A 17,225-nucleotide genomic window follows, 5' to 3' on the forward strand; every position below is an offset into this window, starting at 1 on the left:
CGTTTGATTTTTATGGGATGCACACAATGAAATCGTTTAATCGTTCTGGGATCTATCTGGCGGTGATGTCGGCGATGCTGCCGGGCGCCGCGCTGGCGGCCGACGCCACCGATGTCGGCACCATCAGCGTCAAGGGGCAGTCGCTCGGCGGCGGCATGATGGTGCAGGACGACAGCGCCAAGGCGCGCTCCACCGTCACCAAAGAGGCGATGGACAAAATGCCGTCGGCGGCCAACGCCATTGATAAACTGAAATACACGCCGGGCCTGAACGTCAACAGCAACGACGCCAGCGGCCTGAGCGGCGTGGACTACACCATGCGCGGTATGAACTCGGATCAGATCGGCCTGTCGATGGACGGCATCCCGATCAACGACTCCGGCAACTACGCGGTCTACCCGAACCTGCTGGGCGACGCGGAAAACCTGGAGGAGGTGTTCGTCACCCAGGGGTCTTCCGAAGTGGACGGCCCGCATATCGGCTCCAGCGGCGGCAACATCGGCCTGGTAACGCGCCGCCCGGCGAAAGACTTCGGCGGTTTCGTCAAGCAGACGCTGGGCAGCAACAGCCTGAGCAAAACCTTCGCCCGCCTGGAGACCGGCGAGTACAACGGCTTCAGCAACTGGCTCTCCTATTCGCACACCGAGGCGAAGAAATGGCGCGGCGAGGGGCGGCTGTACTCCGACAAGTTCGAGATGAATTCGCTCTATGAAGACGGCAACGGCAACAGCAGCAATCTGGTGATGAAGTACAACCGCCAGAACAACACCAACTACAACACCCTGAGCAAGGCGCAGTTCCAAAACGACGGCCGTGACACCGATTATGTCACCTCGCCGGAGTACAACAGCAAAGGGCAGTTGAACAAGTATTACAAGATTGAACGCAACCCGTTCGAGAACTTTACGCTGTCGTTCACCCAGAAACTGCAGCTGCGCGACAACCTGTCGCTGACCCTGCAGCCGTATTACTACTGGGGCAACGGCGGCAGCTTCAACGGCCAGACGGCGTCGGTATTGTCCAGCACGTCGGACAGAGCCGGGCAGTATGACCTCAGCAACCTGCAGTCCAACACCTATTACCGCCCGTCGTGGACCCAAACCTGGCGGCCGGGCATCACCACCAAGCTGAAGTGGGACATTAACGATCAGCACAGCCTGGATATCGGCTACTGGTATGAACGCGCGCGCCAACTGCAGACTCAGCCGTTCATCAGCATCAAGGGCGACGGCAACCCGTCACAGATTTGGGGGAAACCCGGCGGTTCCGATCAGGTGAAGGACGCCAACGGCAACACCGTGCAGGGGCGCAACCAGTACACCATCACCCCGGCACAGAAAGTGTGGCTGCAGGACACCTGGTTTGCCACGCCGGACTGGACCTTCGTCGGCGGCCTGGCCTATCAGTATGTGGAGCGTAAAGGGGACAACCGCGGCAGCCTGTACAACGTGCCGGAGAAGCGCAAAGCCACCTATCACGAATTCCTGCCGAACTTCAGCGCCAGCTATAAGGTGAACCAGGAAAACCAGGTGTTCTACAACCTGACGCGCAACATGCGCACGCCGCCCAACTACGTGCTGTACAACGTTGGCGACTCGCTCAGCACCAAGCCGGAGCTGAGCTGGAACCACGAACTGGGCTGGCGTTTCCAGCAAGAGGACATGCTGCTGAGCGCCACGCTGTTCTACATGCGCTACAGCGATCGCCAAATCTCCACCACCAACGCGGCCGGCGACTACGAGATGATGAACATCGGCAACGTGGAGAACAAAGGGCTGGAGCTGGAGTGGAGCGGCCAACTGCCGCATAACTTCAATTACTACACCTCTTATACCTATACCCAATCGAAGCAGAAGAACGACATCGTCAGCAACGGCGGGCAGCCGCTGCCGACCTCCGGCAAAGAGGTGCCGAACGTGCCGAAAAACCTGCTGAACATGACGTTGGGTTATGACGACGGGCTGTATTACGGCAGCGTCAGCGGCAAGTACGTCAGCGCATTCTACGGCGACTTGACCAACGACGAGAAGATCGGCGGCCGCACGGTATTCGATCTGGCGGCGGGGGTGCATCTGCCGGTGGACAAGAAAATCGTCAAAAGCGCCGCGCTGCGCTTTGGCATCAGCAACCTGTTTGACAAGGAATACCTGACCTCGGTGCGCACCACCACCTTCAACGCGGCGCCCTACGGCGGCGTGAAGGCCAGCACCCCGTATTACAACGTCGGCGAAGAACGCACCTTCAGCGTCTCGCTGGAAGCCACCTTTTAACTGAATGCCCCGCTGCCTACCGGGCGGCGGGGAGGAGGAGCCCTGTATGGACGCCAATCTGTTGCACGACATTATTTTCTACGTGATGTACGCCGCGCTGGCGATCGCGCTGGTGATCATCATCGAACGCACGCTGTACTTCGCCTATACCCAGCGCCAGGCGCGCCGACTGGAGCAGGCGCTGACGCCGGAGGTGCGCCGCGCGGCCGATCTGCCGGACGCGCTGACCCAGCGCAACAGCCTGCCGATGGCGGTGATCGCGCCGGTGTTGGCGCAGAAACACCGCGCCGGCGATCGCGAGGCGATCGGCGATCTGATCGACGCCCAGTACCTGCTGAGCAAGCCGCCGATGGCGCGCGGCCTGTGGCTGCTGGAAACCGTGGTCACCGCCGCGCCGTTGCTGGGGCTGCTCGGCACGGTGATGGGGATCATCGAAACCTTCAAGGCGCTGGCTGCCTCGGGGGTGTCCGAGCCGAGCCTGGTGTCCGCCGGGATGGGCACCGCGCTGTACGCCACCGGCCTCGGCATCGCCATCGCGCTGCTGTGCCTGGTGGCCAACAACTTCCTGCAGAGCCGCATGGAGCGCATCAACGAGCTGCTGAAGGTGCTGCTGATCCGCGCCGGTCAACCGGCCAGCCGCCCGGAGAGCGGCAGCGGCGAACAATGGGTTGACAGCGGGGCGCCGCGCTATGCCTAATGGCCATCCAACACGGCGGCCGTTCGGCCGCCTTTATACGGCATTGTGGGGCGGTTGTTTGTTGATGTTGAGCCAGAGCGCTGCGGCGCGTTTTGCGATTCCCGGTTACGAGCTGGTGTATACCGCACCGGTAGAAACCGCGCTGCAGGCCGACGACCTGCGCAACACCGCCGAGGTGTGGCGCGAGATGTTCGACGCGGCGAAAACCCGCATCGACCTGGGGCAGTTTTACGTAGCGAATCAGGACGGTTCGCTGCTGGACGGCGTGCTGCAGCACCTGAAGGCGGCCGGTGAGCGCGGGGTGAAAATCCGCTTTTTGGTGGAAGAGAAGGGCATTCGCATTTCTACCGCCGAAACGCTGGAACAGCTGAAGGCGATCCCCAATCTGGAGCTGCGCATCATACCTTACCAGAAGCTGAGCGGCGGCATCCTGCACGCCAAATATCTGCTGGTGGACGGCGAGCAGGCGTTTGTCGGCAGCCAGAACTTCGACTGGCGCGCGCTGGAGCATATTCACGAAACCGGGCTGCGCATCAGCGACGCCAGGGTGGTGGGGCAAATTCAGGCGATCTTCGAACAGGACTGGCAGGCGCAGGCGCTGCTGGCGCAGGATAAGCCGGTGCCGGCGCTGCCCGATTCGCCGCCGACCGCGCCCCCGCAGGGCGACTATCTGGTGGCCAGCCCGCGCGCCTACAATCCGGCGGGCGTGCTCGATTCGCAGGCCGAGCTGCCGCGCCTGCTGGCCGACGCTAAACGGCGGGTGCGGGTGCAGGTGATGGACTACGCACCGCTGTCGTTCGGCCCGGAGCACAGTCGCCCCTTTTATGCGGTGATCGACAACGCGTTGCGCGGCGCGGCGGCGCGCGGGGTGCAGATCGAGCTGATGGTGGCCAACTGGAACACCAAAAAGCCGGACATCGCCTGGCTGAAGAGCCTGGCGCTGGTGCCGAACGTGCAGATCAAAGTGGTGACCATTCCCCCGGCCAGCAGCGGTTTCATTCCGTTTGCCCGGGTGATCCACAGCAAGCTGATGACCATCGATGATGAGATTGCCTGGGTGGGCACCAGCAACTGGACCGGCGGCTATCTGGACAACTCGCGCAATCTGGAGCTGGTGTTGCACAATGCGACGATGAGCGGGCGGTTGGACCAGCTGTATCAACAGCTGTGGAACAGCGTCTACGCCGAGCCGTTGAAGCTGGATTACGATTATCCGACGCCCAAGCCGGGCGGCGTTAAGTGAATATTATTTAGAGTATTGGCTATGACTAATGAGGTATGAATTCTGGTATTCATACCTCATTAGGTTGTTTGAGGTGTGTTTAGGATGTACGATTCCTATATTCAATGCAATGATATAGGTTAGGCAATGGAACATGCTCATAAAAAAAATCTGCTACTTGAACGAATAAAAAAGAATAATAAAAAAAGAAATGGTGGAGTAAAGCAGCTATTCTCCATCTTTAATGAACAGTGGAAGTTAGTTACTATTACTGCGTTCACGATAGGTTTCTTAAATTATTGGATATATCTTTACTCCATCGGTAGACGTGACTTTATTTGGGACTCTCTGGGAGGGTTCAATACATTTATTATTTTTTCAATATCGGTAACTTTGAGCACAATGGCATTGGCTTTCTTTCTCTATGCACCTTCTTTATTGATTTTCTTAATTCGATATGAAAAGGTTGGTCGTAGAGATTTGGAGCCTTGTTTTTGCCTTCTTATGTCATTTTTCTTTTCGGTTTTTATCATTTTCTTGCTCTCCATCCTTTTTAGTGAAATTAAGGGGGTGTTATTGATTATTGGTATGACAATCATCTTAATTTTTTTGATGTTCTTTATAATTACAAGGTTTATGTTTGGTTTTGAGGGGAGTAAATTAAAAAGTACATCGATTGCCATGGGGTTGTCTATCTATTCATTGTTTTTCATGGTAATTATCATGAGTCTTAGTGATATGGGTAGTTCTGAATCATGGAGTCAGTTACTCGCAATGTTTACCTTGCTGATGATTCAGCTACTTCCTGGCTTAGTCTTGTTCTTACCTGGCAAAAAAAATAGTAAAAGAAATAAAAAAGATGACTTTGTTCTGTCGGTGGTTTTTGGTGTGTATATAATGCTCATTGCTATCCCCGGTGCTTTTTTATATGCTCAGTATGGCTCTCTGAAGTTTTTTGGAATCATTGATGTTGATACTCACATCTTTCATATAAATAAAAATGATTTCGACAACCGTTTGATTGATAAGGTTGATTGGAGTTTAGATAGCGGCTTTAGTTGTATGAAAAATGGGTTTGACTATAAGGGGGGGAGTTTGATTGCGGGGGCGATCGGCTTTCGTTCTGGAGGAAGGATTCTTGTTTGTCCACCTAATTACCCTAAGGTTGTGAAGGCATTCTTGCAGGAGAGAATGCTAATTATTAATTATATAAAGAAAGGTATGCATGTGGATTTAGAAAAAGAAACTAAAAAATGCATTGCTCTTAGTGATACGCCATCCTTACAACAAGATGTATTGGAATCAACTTTTTTTTATGGCTATAAAAATTAGTTAGTTACATAGCAATGATGAAATGTTGCGGGTAGATTATATCTTCCCGCAAGCATTTTTACCGCCGCCAGCCGGCCTTCTCCAGCGCCGTCACCAGCTGCTCGGCGCTCAGCCCTTCCGCCCGATGGCCGTTGCCACTGACGCTATTGGCCGCCAGCAGCGCATTGACGATCGCTTCCTCTACCGCTTCCGCCGCCGCCGCGAACAGCGCCGAAATATAGTCGTTGTTCACCATGCGCAGCGGCGTGGTGAAGGCGCCTTTATTGGCGTAGTCGGCGGGCGGCAGACCGTCGTTGCCGGTGGCGAAGGCGATAAAGATATCGCCGCTTGAATCCTCGGTGCCGCCGCCGGTGCGGGCGATGCCGATGCTGGCGCGCTGCGCCAGGCGCGCGCACTGGTGCGGCAGCAGCGGCGCGTCGGTCGCCAGCGCCACCACGATGGAGCCCATGCCGGGATGCGGCAACTGCGGCGTGAACGGCGAGGGGATATGCCCCAGGTGGCGGCCCACCGGATAACCGCCCACCAGCAGCGACTCGCGCTTGCCGTGGTTGGCCTGCACGATGGCGCCCACCGTCCAGCCGCCCTGATCGGCGGGCAAGCGGCGCGATGCGGTGCCGCTGCCGCCTTTGAATTCATGGCAGATCATGCCGCTGCCGCCGCCGACCGCGCCTTCCTGCGGCAAGCCGCCACGGGCCGCCTGCTGCGCCTGGCGCACGTGCTCGGCCTTGACGTGAAAGCCGTTGATGTCGTTGAGCAGGCCATCGAAGGTTTCCATCACCACCGGCATATTCCAGTACACCGCGTTGTCGCTCGCGGGCAACGCTTCGCGTTCCAGCGCGATCAGCGCATCGCGCACGACCCCTACGCTGTGGGTGTTGGTGAAGGCGATCGGGCTGGTCAGCAGCCCCGCTTCGCGCACCCATTCCAGGCCGGTGGCGTCGCCGTTGCCGTTCAGCACGTGCACGCCGGCAAAGCAGGGCGCGTGGCGGGCGGAGCCGGGGCGCGGTTCGATCACCGTCACGCCGGTGCGCACGCTGCGCCCGTCCGCCAAATCGGCATGAAGGCTGGCATGGCCGACGCGCACGCCGGGCACGTCGGTGATGGCGTTCAGCGGGCCGGGCGTGCCCTGGCCGATGATAATGCCCAGATCCTGAGCGCGCTGCGTCATGGTTATTCTCCTTCTATTGAGGGGGCGGCGAGGGGCGCCGTCTGGCGGCCGCGCAGATGGTTCAGCGCCAGCCCGAAGCCGATGATGCCGGCAATGATAATAAAGTCTTTCAGGCTGCTGGCGATCAAAATCGTCCACAGCACGTACAGGCAGCACAGCAGCGCCGCCAGCACCGGCAGCGGCCACAGCGGCATCAGGTACGGGTGATGGAAGTGGCGGCGACGGCGGCTGATCAGCGCCGCCACCGCCATGATGATGTACACCAGCAGCAGCAGGATCACGGTGAACGAGGTCAGCGATTCGAGATCGGAGCAAAACGCCAACAGCGCCGAGGGCACGCCGAACAGCAGGGTGGCGATCCAGGGGGTGCCGAAGCGCGGGTGGATGATTTTCAGCGCCCGGTTGAACGCCGGCAGCCAGAAGCCGTCGCGCCCGCTGGCGAACATCATGCGGCTGAACTGCGCCACGATGGCGATAATGGCGTTGAACACCGACAGATAAATCGCGCCGCTCACCACCCGCGCCAGCGTCGGGCCGCCGAGCTGGGTGACCACATAGCCGACCGGGTCGGCCTGTTTGGCCATCTCCGTCAGCGACGGCGAGCCGATCAGCAGGGCGGTGAACGGCACCAGCTCCACCAGCACCACGATGACCAGCGTCAGCATGATCGCGACCGCCATCGGTTTGCCCTGCTCGCGCATATCTTCCGCCATGTACACCGCTGCGCCGTAGCCGTTGTAGGAGAACAGCGCGACCCCGACCATGGCGACGATCAGCGGCAGCGACACCGGCGCCAGGCTGCCTTGCGCGTCCAGCATCACCGGCGCGGTGAGGATCTCCGCGCTTTGATGCGGATGGCTGAAACCGAGCCAGGCGATCAGCGCTAGCACCGCCACTTCCACCACCAGAAAGGCGCCGGTCAGCAGGGCGTTGGCCTTGATGTTGAAAATGGCGCAGGCGCCGCCGATCAGCACGGTGATCATGCCGGCGGTGGAGGCGTCGAATGAGGTGCCCAGTGCGGTATTCAGATAGGGCACGGCGCCGGTGGCCAGCACCGCCGGCACGAACAGCGCGGCGCTGAGAATAAACAGGTAGGTCTGCAACCCGCACAGGGTGCCGAACAGGCGTTTGATGATGCTGTATTCGCCGCCGGCGCTGGGGTGCGCGGCGCCGAGCTCGGCATAGCACAGCGCGATGGTGGCGGCGACGCAGGCGGCGATCAGAAACGACAGAAAGGCGCCGCTGCCGGCGCTGGCGATCGCCAGCGGGGCGATGACGAAGATCGAACTGGCCGGCGTCACGCCGGACGCGGTGATCATCACCACGTCGAGGACGCTGAGATTGCCTTTGAAGGTGTGTTCAGGGGCGGACTCTTTCATGGGGTAACGACTCCATTAACGTGTGAGTGAATTATTGTTTTGCTGCACAGGCTGTACGCAGGAATCAAATGGAGCGCGCGAAATGCCGGGGAGCTTTGCTCCCCGGAAGTTTATTGTTCTTATGTGTTACCCCTGCCCCGACGGGAAGCTGAAGCTGGCGCGCCGGGCGTCGCCGGAGGCCGGCCAGCGCTGGGTCACGGTTTTGCGTTTGGTGTAGAACCTGACGGCGTCCGGGCCGTAGGCGTGCAGATCGCCAAACAGCGAGCGCTTCCAGCCGCCGAACGAGTGGTAGGCCACCGGCACCGGCAGCGCCACGTTGATCCCCACCATGCCGACCTGAATGCGGCTGGAGAAGTAACGCGCCGCTTCGCCGTCGCGGGTGAACAGGCAGGTGCCGTTGCCGTATTCGTGGGCGTCGATCAAGGCCATCGCCTCTTGCAGCGACGCCGCGCGCACCACGCCGAGCACCGGGCCGAAGATCTCTTCCTGATAGATGCGCATGCCGGGCGTCACGCGGTCGAACAGCGTCGGGCCGAGGAAATACCCCTGGCTGGGGCGGCCGTCGGCGCCGATCACGCGCAGTTCGCGGCCGTCCACCAGCAGCTCGGCGCCTTCGACCACGCCCTGATCGATATAGCCTTTCACCTTCTGATAATGCTGTTGGGTCACCAGCGGCCCCATGTCGTTGCGGTTGTCGCTGCCGGGGCCGACGCGCATGGCGGCCATCTGTTGCCGCAGCCCGGCGATCAGCGCTTCAGCTGTGCCGTCGCCCACCGCCACTACCAGCGGAATGGCCATGCAGCGCTGGCCGCAGGAGCCGAAGGCTGCGCCCATCAGCGCGCCGACCGCGCCGGGGATATCGGCGTCCGGCAGCACCACCGCATGGTTCTTGGCGCCGCCCAGCGCCTGTACCCGTTTGTTCTGCGCGCAGCCGGTGTGATAAATGTGTTCCGCCACCGGCGTCGAACCGACGAAGCTGATTGCTTTGATGCGCCCGTCATGCAGCAGCGTCTCCACCGCTTCGCGATCGCCGTTGACCACGTTGAGCACCCCCGGCGGCAGCCCGGCCTCCGCCGCCAGCCGCGCGATATACAGCGCGGCGGAGGGCACGCGCTCGGAAGGCTTCAGCACGAAGGTGTTGCCGCAGGCGACCGCCATCGGCCACATCCACAGCGGCACCATCGCCGGGAAGTTGAACGGCGTGATGCCCGCCACCACCCCCAGCGGTTGAAACTCGCTCCAGCTGTCGATGCCTGGGCCGGCCTCTTTGCTGTGTTCGCCTTTCAGCAGTTCCGGCACATAGCCGGCGTATTCGATATTCTCGATGCCGCGCTGCAGTTCGCCCAGGGCGTCGCTGAGCACTTTGCCGTGCTCGGCGGTGATCAATTGGCAGACGGCGTCAGCATGCTGCTCCAGCAGATCCTTTAGCTTCATCATGATGCGCGCGCGTTTCAGCGGCGGGGTATCGCGCCAGGCGGGATAGGCCTGTTCGGCGGCGGCGATGGCGCGCTCCACCGTGGCGCGGTCGGCCAGCTGCACCTCCTGCGCCGATTGGCCGGTGGCCGGGTCGTAAAGCGGCTGGCTGCGTTCGCCGCCGGCGGCGGGCTCGCCGTTGATCCAATGGGTAATGGTCATGATTCTCTCCTTATTCGGTGGCGTTGAGGGCGTCGCCGACGGCGTTGATCAGCGCATCGATCTGCGCCTCGCTGCTGATGAACGGCGGTGCCAACTGCAGAGTGTCGCCGCCGTAGCGCACGTAAAATCCGCTTTCCCAGCAGCGCATCGCCGCCTCGAAGGGGCGCCGCGCCGGTTCGCCGGGCCGCGCCGCCAGCGTGATGCCGGCCGCCAGGCCGATATTGCGAATGTCGGCGACGTGTTTGGCCCCCTGCAGGCTGTGCACCGCGCGCTCGAAATAGGGCGCCAGCGCCTGCACGCGCTCCACCATCTGTTCGCGCTGCAGGATGTCCAGCGTCGCCAGCGCGACCGCGCAGCTGACCGGATGGGCGGAGTAGGTGTAGCCGTGCGGGAATTCGAGCTGGTAGTCCGGCTCGCCGCCGTTCATGAAGGTGCGGTAGATCTCCGGCCGCACCACCACCGCGCCCATCGGCTGCGCGCCGTTGGTCACCTGTTTGGCGATGTTCATGATGTCCGGCGTGACGCCGAACGCCTCGGCGCCGGTCATCGCGCCGCAGCGGCCGAAGGCGGTGATCACTTCGTCGAAGATCAGCAGAATGTCATGCTGGGTGCAGATCTCGCGCAGGCGCTGCAGATAGCCGACCGGCGGCACGATCACCCCGGCGGAGCCTGAGAAAGGTTCGACGATCACCGCGGCGATCGTCGAGGCGTCGCGCAGCGCGATGATGCGGCTGAGCTCATCCGCCAGCTCCGCCCCCTGTTGCGGCATGCCGCGCGAAAAGGCGTTGCCGGCCAGCAGGGTATGCGGCAGGTGATCCGCCTCGGCGCCGGCGCCGAACGTCTTGCGGTTGCCGGCGATGCCGCCGACTGAGATACCGCCGAAGTTAACGCCGTGGTAGCCCTTTTCCCGGCCTATAAAGCAGGTTTTGCCCGCCTGGCCTTTGGCGCGCCAGTAAGCGCGCGCCATTTTCAGCGAGGTGTCCGCCGCTTCCGAGCCGGAGCCGGTGAAGAACACGTAATCCAGCCCCGCCGGCGTCATCGCTTTGATTTTGTTGGCTAGCTCGAACGACAGCGGGTGGCCGAACTGAAACGCCGGCGAGTAATCCAGCGTCGCCAGTTGGCGCTGGGCGGCGTCGGTGATTTCCTGCCGGCCGTGCCCCAATCCGCAGCACCACAATCCGGACAGGCCGTCGAAAATCTTTCTGCCGTCGTGGCTGGTGTAATACGCCCCTGCGGCCTGAGTAATGATGCGCGGCTGCGCTTTAAAATTGCGGTTGCCGGTAAAAGGCATCCAATGGGCTTCTAACCCTGCGGCATCGAGACGATTAAGCGAATAATTTTCAGCGGCCATGTTTTCCTCCGGGCAGGAAAATAAGTGCGATTAATTAAATAAAATGAGTTGTTAACGAATTGTTGTGCGAAATTGACTATGTACCGCTTGTTCTCTACTGTGAATAATCATATGTCGAAACTTACTTAAGGTTTTATGCAAGTAAAAAAGCGCGCGTTGCTGGGACAATTGTCGGATATGGATCTGCGTTTGCTGCGGGTATTCAAGGCCGTGGTCGACTGCGGCGGCATGAGCGCCGCCGAACTGGAGCTGAATATCAGCCTGTCGACCATCAGCAAGCACATCAAGGATCTGGAACAGCGGCTGGGCCTGACGCTGTGCCAGCGCGGGCGCGAGGGCTTTGCGGTCACCGATGAGGGGCTGTTGATCTACCAGGAAACGGTCAACCTGCTGGCGGCCACCGAGGCCTTCCGTCGCGGAGTGGACGAGGTGCACCAGCGCATGGGCGGGCAGCTGCACGTGGCGATATTCGACCATACGGTCAGCAATCCGCAGGCGCAGATCGGCCGGGCTATCGCGTTATTCAGCGAGCGCGCGCCGGAGGTTTCTTTGCAAATGTATGTGGAGCCGATTAATACCATTGAACGCGGCGTTATTGACGGGCAATTTCAGGTTGGGGTTATTCCCATGCACCGCAGCGCGGAAAGTTTATCTTATCATTCGTTATTCAGTGAGAGGATGTTCTTATATTGCGGCGCGCAGCATGAATTATTTTCCGGCCCCCATGAAACATTAAATTGGGATCTGCTGCACAATTATGCCTTCGCCGGATTAGGCTATCATTCGCCGAATATGGAACTGAGCCTGCAGCAACATTTGCATCGCAAGGCGACGGGGTTTGCGCAGGAGTCGATAGCGACGTTAATTCTGTCCGGCAAATACGTCGGCTTTCTGCCGGATCACTACGCGGCGTTTTTTGTGGCGCAGAACCTGATGCGGGCGATCAAACCGGCGCTGTTCCGCTATCACTGCGAATACTCCAGCGTGCTGCGCCGCTCGCCGGTGCCGCAACGGGTGGTGAAGCTGTTCCATGAGTGCCTGCTGGCGGCCCACGGAACAGCGTGACGCTTACTGCTCTTTCTTCTTGCCGAAGATTCTGATCAGCGCGCCGACCAGGATGCCGACCGCGATGCCGGCGAAGATCCAGCCGATGATGCCCATTTCCTTACTCCTGCTAGTGCGTTGGTCTGATTATACCCGTCATACTTGAAACTGCATCTGTGTTGGCTGCGAGTGCGTACGCCAGTCACTTACTTGAGTAAGCTCCTGGCGAGCCGCCTCTTGCCGCCGGGATGCAGCTCCAACTATTTAGGGTAGATATCATCATGCGACGCGAAACGCCTCTTCGATCATCCGTTGCCGCTGCGCCGGCGCATAGTCGATCCAGGAATTCTTGCTGTTGGATTTCTCCAGCGCCACCGCCAATTCCTGGCCGGAAATCGGCAAATCGTCCTGCCAGAATGGCGCGATGGCGTGGCGGGTGATGAAATCGGTCAGGTAGCTCTCCGGGCTGCCCTGCCAGTGCGGGTACAGGCGCGCGGCCAGCTCGGCCATCAGCGCGCGCTGCTGCGGCTGTTCGCTGCTTTCCAGCAGGGTGAGGAACGGCAGCAGCAGGCGGCCGCAGACCTGGCCGTGATGGTAGTCGCGCAGCGCGCCGATCTCGCCGGCGATGCCGTGAATGACCCCCAGCCCGGCGGCGCTCAGCGTTAGCCCCCCGAGGTACGAAGCCTGCATAATCGCTTCGCGCGCCGCGTCGCTGCGGTTGAGCGCCGGCCAGGCAGCGAGGAAGTGGCGGATGCCGCTCAGCGACATATCGCGCGTCATGGCGCCGGCGGTTTTCGACAGATAGGCCTCGAACAGGTGGGTGAAGGCGTCGATGGCGCAGTAGGCCAGCACCTTGTCCGGCGCGCCGGCCAGCAGCTGCGGATCGAGAATGGCGGTGTGCGGCACGAAGTTATTATGGCGCAGCGAGGCTTTCACTTTTCTGACCTGGGTATCGGTGATCACCGCGTTCTGCGTCACCTCGCTGCCGGTGCCGGCGGTGGTGGGAATGGCGATCAGCGGCAGGGTGGCGCCGCTGATTTTGCTGTCGCCCACCTTTTCCATATAGCGCAGCGTCGGCAGCGGGTGCTCCACCAGCGCGGAGAACGCCTTGGCGGCGTCCAGCACGCTGCCGCCGCCGATGGCCACCACGCGCCGCGCCTGGCCGCGCCAGCGCGCCACCCAGGCGTCTATTTCCTGCGGCGACGCCTCGTGGCTGACGATCTCGGTGCCGATGAGCAGCGGCGTCAGCGCTTCGCGCAGGCCGGCGTACACCGGGCCGTTGAGAAAAGAGCGGCAGCTGAACAGCAGCGTCGGCTGCGGATCGGCCAGCAGCAGCGGCGGCAGCTGCTGGATGCTGCCGTGGCCGAACCAGGTCTGGCGGTTGGCGATGATATGGCTGACGGACATGAGGTCTCCTTGACGGCGTTGCGGGGCGCGATGCCACAGCATAAGCCAGCGGGCGCGGAGCGGCCACCGCTTTCCCCGCTGCGGCAACCTGTGAGTTGTTTAACATGTAAACGATCTCGTTCTTGCATTTCGGCGCGCCGGATGCTTTTTTTAACAGTACCGGCCGTCGTGCGGCCAACCCCATCCGAAATCGGTAGATTGTTAATGTGTTAATAATGGCGAGGCGGGTATGGATATTCAGGTTGAACGCTTGTCTACGGTGATCGATGCGGTGGCCAGCCCGCGCTTTTATCCCAGCCTGTTGAATTGGCTGGAAGGGTTTTTCGCCTTCGACAACGCCATCGTCTATGCCTTCGAACGCGGCCGGCCGCCGCGCTGCCTGATCAAAACCGAGCGGGAAAACAGCGACGCGGTCAACCAGATCTACCAGCAGGGCGCCTACCTGCAGGATCCGTTTTACCGCGCGCTGAACGACGGCGGCGAAGGCGAGGTGCTGACGCTGCGCCAGCTGGCGCCCTGTGGGTTTTATCACAGCGACTATTACCGTAACTTTTATCGCAAGACCGGCTGGCACGACGAGGCCGGCGTGCTGCTGCAATTGACGCCGGAGCGCGGGCTGGGGGTATTTTTCGGCTCGGCGCGCCGCACGGTGGCGGTGCGTTACCCGCAGCGGGCGGATCTGCGCAGCGCGCTGACGCTGGTAAAAAGCGTGGCGCGGCTGCACGGCGAAGTGGTGGCGGCACCGGCCGAGGCCGACACGGAGAACCACGACGGCGCGCAGGCGCGCTATCTGTTGACGCCGCGCGAGCGCGAGATCGTCGATCTGATCCTCGCCGGCTGCGGTTCGCAGCAGATCGCCGACCGGCTGTTCATCAGCCTCGGCACGGTAAAAAATCACCGCAAGAACATCTACGGCAAGCTGAACATCGGCTCGCAGGCCGAACTGTTCAGCCTGCTGCTGACCGCCCCGCAGCGGCGCAGCGCGTGAATGTTAATTTTTTGTAGCGAATGTCCCTAAGGGGACATAGCGGCACGGCTGCTGCCTCCCGATAATCCGATGTCATGGCATAGGCAATCGGGAGTGCGACAGTGAACAACGAAATCGAGTCCTTAACCTACTACGCGGCGACCAAAAAATACGATCTGCGCTTCCCGACGCTGGAAGAGGATCTGGACGTCGACGTGGTGATCATCGGCGGCGGCTTCTCCGGTATCAACACCGCGCTGGAGCTGGCGGAGAAGGGCATCACCAACATCGCCATCCTCGAAGGCCGCTATCTGGGCTACGGCGGCACCGGGCGCAACGGCGGCCAGGTGATGGCCGGCATCGGCCACGATCTGGAGAAGATCAAACGCCACGTCGGCCCGGCCGGGCTGGAAACCATCTTCAAGATCAGCAACCTCGGCGCCGGCATTATCCGCGAGCGCATCAAGAAATATGACATCGACGCCGACTTCTGCTTCGGCTACGGCTATCTCGGCAGCAACGCGCGTCAGGAGAAGACCCTGCGCGGCTGGCTGAAGGAGTTCAGGGCGGTGGCGCCGGAAGAGGAGATCGAGCTTTACACCGGGGCGGAGGTGAAGCAGGTGGTGGGCTCCGACGCCTACACCTGCGCGCTGAAACACATGGGCGGCGGCCACGTGCATTCGCTCAACCTGTTGCTGGGCGAGGCCAAGGCGCTGAGCGGCTACGGGGTGAAAATCTTCGAGAACAGCAGCGTGCTCAACGTGGAGTACGGGCCGCGCATCACGGTGCGCACCGCCATGGGCTCGGTGCGCGCCAACAAGATGCTGTGGGCCTGCAACGGCTTTCTCAACGGCATGGAACCGCAGATCTACCGCAAGACCATCAACACCTACGCCTTCCAGCTGGCCACCGAGCCGCTGTCTGACGATCTGATCCGTCAGATCAGCCCGATCCGCGGCGCCTACAGCGACATCCGCCCGGTGATCGACTATTACCGGGTGACCAATGAGAACCGGCTGCTGTTCGGCAGCGCCACCCGCCTGATCGAATATTTCCCGTCGGATCTCAAGGCCTGGAACCGCAACCTGATGCTGAAGGTGTTCCCGTACCTGAAAGACGTGAAGATCGATCTGGCCTGGGGCGGCCCGCTGTGCTGCAGCGCCAACCTGTTCCCGCAGATCGGCACGCTGCCGGATCGCGACAACGTGTTTTACGTGCAGGGCTACTCCGGCTTCGGCGTGACGCCGAGCCACATCGTGTGCAAGGTGCTGGCGGAGGGCATGAGCGAAGGATCCGATCGTTACGATCTGATGAGCTCGATCCCGCACGTCAACATCTTCGGCAAAGACAAGCTGCGGCGGGTGATGACCACCGCCGGTAAGGTTTGGCACCAGACATCCGGCTACTGGAAAGGCCGCCGTTAATCCTCAGAGGAGAATGACATGAAACCGTTACTGCTTAAACAACCGCTGCCGGAACTGCTGGAGATCGGCAGCGTCAGCAACCTGGGCGCCACGGTGATCGCCGGCACGCCAAACGTCGGCGTGGCCAGCATCTTCGGCGAACCGACCGACAACCTGAACTGCGGCGTGTTCAGCTGCACCCGCGGCAGCTTCGTGATGGAGTACCCGTTCGCCGAGCACGCCACGGTGTGGGAAGGCAGCGCCACCCTGACCAACGAACGCACCGGCGAATCGGTGCAGTATCAGGCCGGCGATTCCTGGTTCGTCGAGAAGGGCACCCCGGTGCGCTGGGACATCACCTCGGATCGCTTCGTCAAACACTACCTCGCCATCGTCGAGGGCTGACGCCGTCATGCCCCCCTCAGCAGGCTGAATGCCGAGGGGGAGCGCCTTAGCCTAACGCCCGCGCAATAAAGTCGGTTACCCGCTTGAGGATCTGATCCTTATTGGTTTCGTTAAAGCTCTCGTGCCGCCCGCCCGTGTTGATCATCCGTTCGAAATCGTCGCCCTGCAGACGATCGAGCGCGGTTTGCGTTTCGCTCATCAGCACCAGCCGATCGTCGTCGCCGTGGATCCACAGCGTAGGCAGCGCGCCGAACCCCGGCCCGGCGTTGATGGCGGCGAGGATCCTTTGCATGGCGCGCAGAGTGGGGCGCTTAAACGGCCCGTGCCACACCAGCGGATCTTCCTGATACGCCGCGCCAACCGCCGGATCGCGCGCCAGGGTGGCGGTATCCAGCGGCGCGTCGGGGATCGTCGGCAACTCGGCCAGATCGGAAATCGCCGTTCTGTCGCCGAGCAGCGGGCCGGACAGCACCAATGCGCGCACCTCCTCGCCATAACGCTGCACGTAGCGGGTGGCGATCATGCCGCCCATCGAATGGCCGATCACCACCAGCGGCAGCGTCGGATACTGTTGGCGAAGATGCTCGACCACGCGCTGAACGTCGTCGACGACGGCGTCATAATCCTCGATCAGCACGCGCTCGCCCTGCGACAGGCCGTGGCCCAGATGATCGGGGCCGAATACCCGCGCCCCCTGCGCCTGCAGCGTGCGCGCCACGTATTGATAGCGGCCGAGATGCTCGCCGTAGCCGTGCACCAGCAGCGCCAGATAGCGCGGCTTGTCGTTTCCCCAGTCGTGCACGGCGATGTCGCCGTGGCGGCCTTTGATAAAGCTGACGGTTTGTTCGGACATGTTATTGTTCTCATGGTGGTAGGGTTGCCCTTCAGCGTAGCGGCTGGCGGGGAGCTTGTCAGGGGCGCCGGATGCGGCGCCCGCTCGAGAGG

14 protein-coding genes are annotated in these 17,225 nt (G+C 61.1%); 8 read left to right on the forward strand and 6 right to left on the reverse strand.

Annotation, left to right across the window (positions count from 1 at the left end):
* The first annotated feature begins 26 nt into the window (after positions 1-26).
* The 4 genes from GT753_RS14400 to GT753_RS14415 all read left to right on the forward strand — a co-directional run bounded on the left by GT753_RS14400 (position 27) and on the right by GT753_RS14415 (position 5,521).
* Positions 27-2,270, forward strand: a complete 2,244-nt coding sequence (locus GT753_RS14400) for a TonB-dependent receptor (RefSeq protein WP_160125718.1) — start codon at positions 27-29, stop codon at positions 2,268-2,270.
* A gap of 46 nt (positions 2,271-2,316) precedes the next feature.
* Positions 2,317-2,967: a MotA/TolQ/ExbB proton channel family protein gene (locus tag GT753_RS14405; protein ID WP_016929215.1), complete on the forward strand. Its 651-nt coding sequence runs from the start codon at positions 2,317-2,319 to the stop codon at positions 2,965-2,967.
* The gene (locus GT753_RS14410) at positions 2,960-4,210 is read left to right on the forward strand and encodes a phospholipase D-like domain-containing protein (protein ID WP_160125719.1); all 1,251 of its coding nucleotides are present in this window, start codon (positions 2,960-2,962) and stop codon (positions 4,208-4,210) included. The genes GT753_RS14405 and GT753_RS14410 overlap by 8 nt, the downstream gene beginning before the upstream one ends.
* Before the next feature lie 126 nt (positions 4,211-4,336).
* Positions 4,337-5,521 (forward strand): hypothetical protein, encoded by a 1,185-nt coding sequence (locus GT753_RS14415; RefSeq protein ID WP_160125720.1) that lies wholly within the window; start codon positions 4,337-4,339, stop codon positions 5,519-5,521.
* A gap of 58 nt (positions 5,522-5,579) precedes the next feature.
* Here GT753_RS14415 and GT753_RS14420 read toward each other — a convergent pair whose 3' ends face one another.
* The 4 genes from GT753_RS14420 to GT753_RS14435 all read right to left on the reverse strand — a co-directional run bounded on the left by GT753_RS14420 (position 5,580) and on the right by GT753_RS14435 (position 11,054).
* Entirely contained in the window at positions 5,580-6,689 is a 1,110-nt protein-coding gene (locus GT753_RS14420) for a P1 family peptidase (RefSeq protein WP_004933232.1), read from the reverse strand.
* 2 nt (positions 6,690-6,691) lie between these two features.
* Positions 6,692-8,068 (reverse strand): APC family permease, encoded by a 1,377-nt coding sequence (locus tag GT753_RS14425; RefSeq protein WP_004933229.1) that lies wholly within the window; start codon positions 8,066-8,068, stop codon positions 6,692-6,694.
* Between the two features lie 126 nt (positions 8,069-8,194).
* The gene (locus GT753_RS14430; protein ID WP_160125721.1) at positions 8,195-9,703 is read right to left on the reverse strand and encodes a CoA-acylating methylmalonate-semialdehyde dehydrogenase; all 1,509 of its coding nucleotides are present in this window, start codon (positions 9,701-9,703) and stop codon (positions 8,195-8,197) included.
* Between the two features lie 10 nt (positions 9,704-9,713).
* Positions 9,714-11,054 carry an aspartate aminotransferase family protein gene (locus GT753_RS14435; RefSeq protein WP_033645668.1) on the reverse strand — a complete coding sequence of 447 codons (1,341 nt, stop codon included), beginning with the start codon at positions 11,052-11,054 and terminating at the stop codon, positions 9,714-9,716.
* A gap of 135 nt (positions 11,055-11,189) precedes the next feature.
* Between GT753_RS14435 and GT753_RS14440 the strand changes: the two genes are divergently transcribed.
* Positions 11,190-12,119: a LysR family transcriptional regulator gene (locus GT753_RS14440; protein ID WP_021505270.1), complete on the forward strand. Its 930-nt coding sequence runs from the start codon at positions 11,190-11,192 to the stop codon at positions 12,117-12,119.
* Between the two features lie 258 nt (positions 12,120-12,377).
* Here the strand turns inward: GT753_RS14440 and GT753_RS14445 are convergent, their stop codons facing one another.
* Positions 12,378-13,505 carry an iron-containing alcohol dehydrogenase gene (locus tag GT753_RS14445; RefSeq protein WP_160125722.1) on the reverse strand — a complete coding sequence of 376 codons (1,128 nt, stop codon included), beginning with the start codon at positions 13,503-13,505 and terminating at the stop codon, positions 12,378-12,380.
* A 229-nt stretch (positions 13,506-13,734) separates the two neighbouring features.
* Here GT753_RS14445 and GT753_RS14450 point away from each other — a divergent pair, with 229 nt between their 5' ends.
* The 3 genes from GT753_RS14450 to GT753_RS14460 all read left to right on the forward strand — a co-directional run bounded on the left by GT753_RS14450 (position 13,735) and on the right by GT753_RS14460 (position 16,280).
* A complete protein-coding gene (locus tag GT753_RS14450; RefSeq protein WP_049239747.1) occupies positions 13,735-14,493 on the forward strand; it encodes a LuxR C-terminal-related transcriptional regulator in 759 nt (252 codons plus the stop codon).
* 101 nt (positions 14,494-14,594) lie between these two features.
* A complete protein-coding gene (locus GT753_RS14455; protein WP_015376516.1) occupies positions 14,595-15,896 on the forward strand; it encodes an FAD-binding oxidoreductase in 1,302 nt (433 codons plus the stop codon).
* A gap of 18 nt (positions 15,897-15,914) precedes the next feature.
* Positions 15,915-16,280: a cupin domain-containing protein gene (locus GT753_RS14460; RefSeq protein WP_015376517.1), complete on the forward strand. Its 366-nt coding sequence runs from the start codon at positions 15,915-15,917 to the stop codon at positions 16,278-16,280.
* Positions 16,281-16,326: 46 nt separating this feature from the next.
* Here the strand turns inward: GT753_RS14460 and GT753_RS14465 are convergent, their stop codons facing one another.
* Complete coding sequence (locus tag GT753_RS14465; protein WP_033631711.1) at positions 16,327-17,133, reverse strand: alpha/beta hydrolase; 807 nt, start codon at positions 17,131-17,133, stop codon at positions 16,327-16,329.
* Between the last annotated feature and the right edge of the window lie 92 nt (positions 17,134-17,225).

Source organism: Serratia sp. Z4 (assembly GCF_009900725.1).
In the GTDB taxonomy this organism is placed as follows: Bacteria; Pseudomonadota; Gammaproteobacteria; order Enterobacterales; family Enterobacteriaceae; genus Serratia; species Serratia nematodiphila.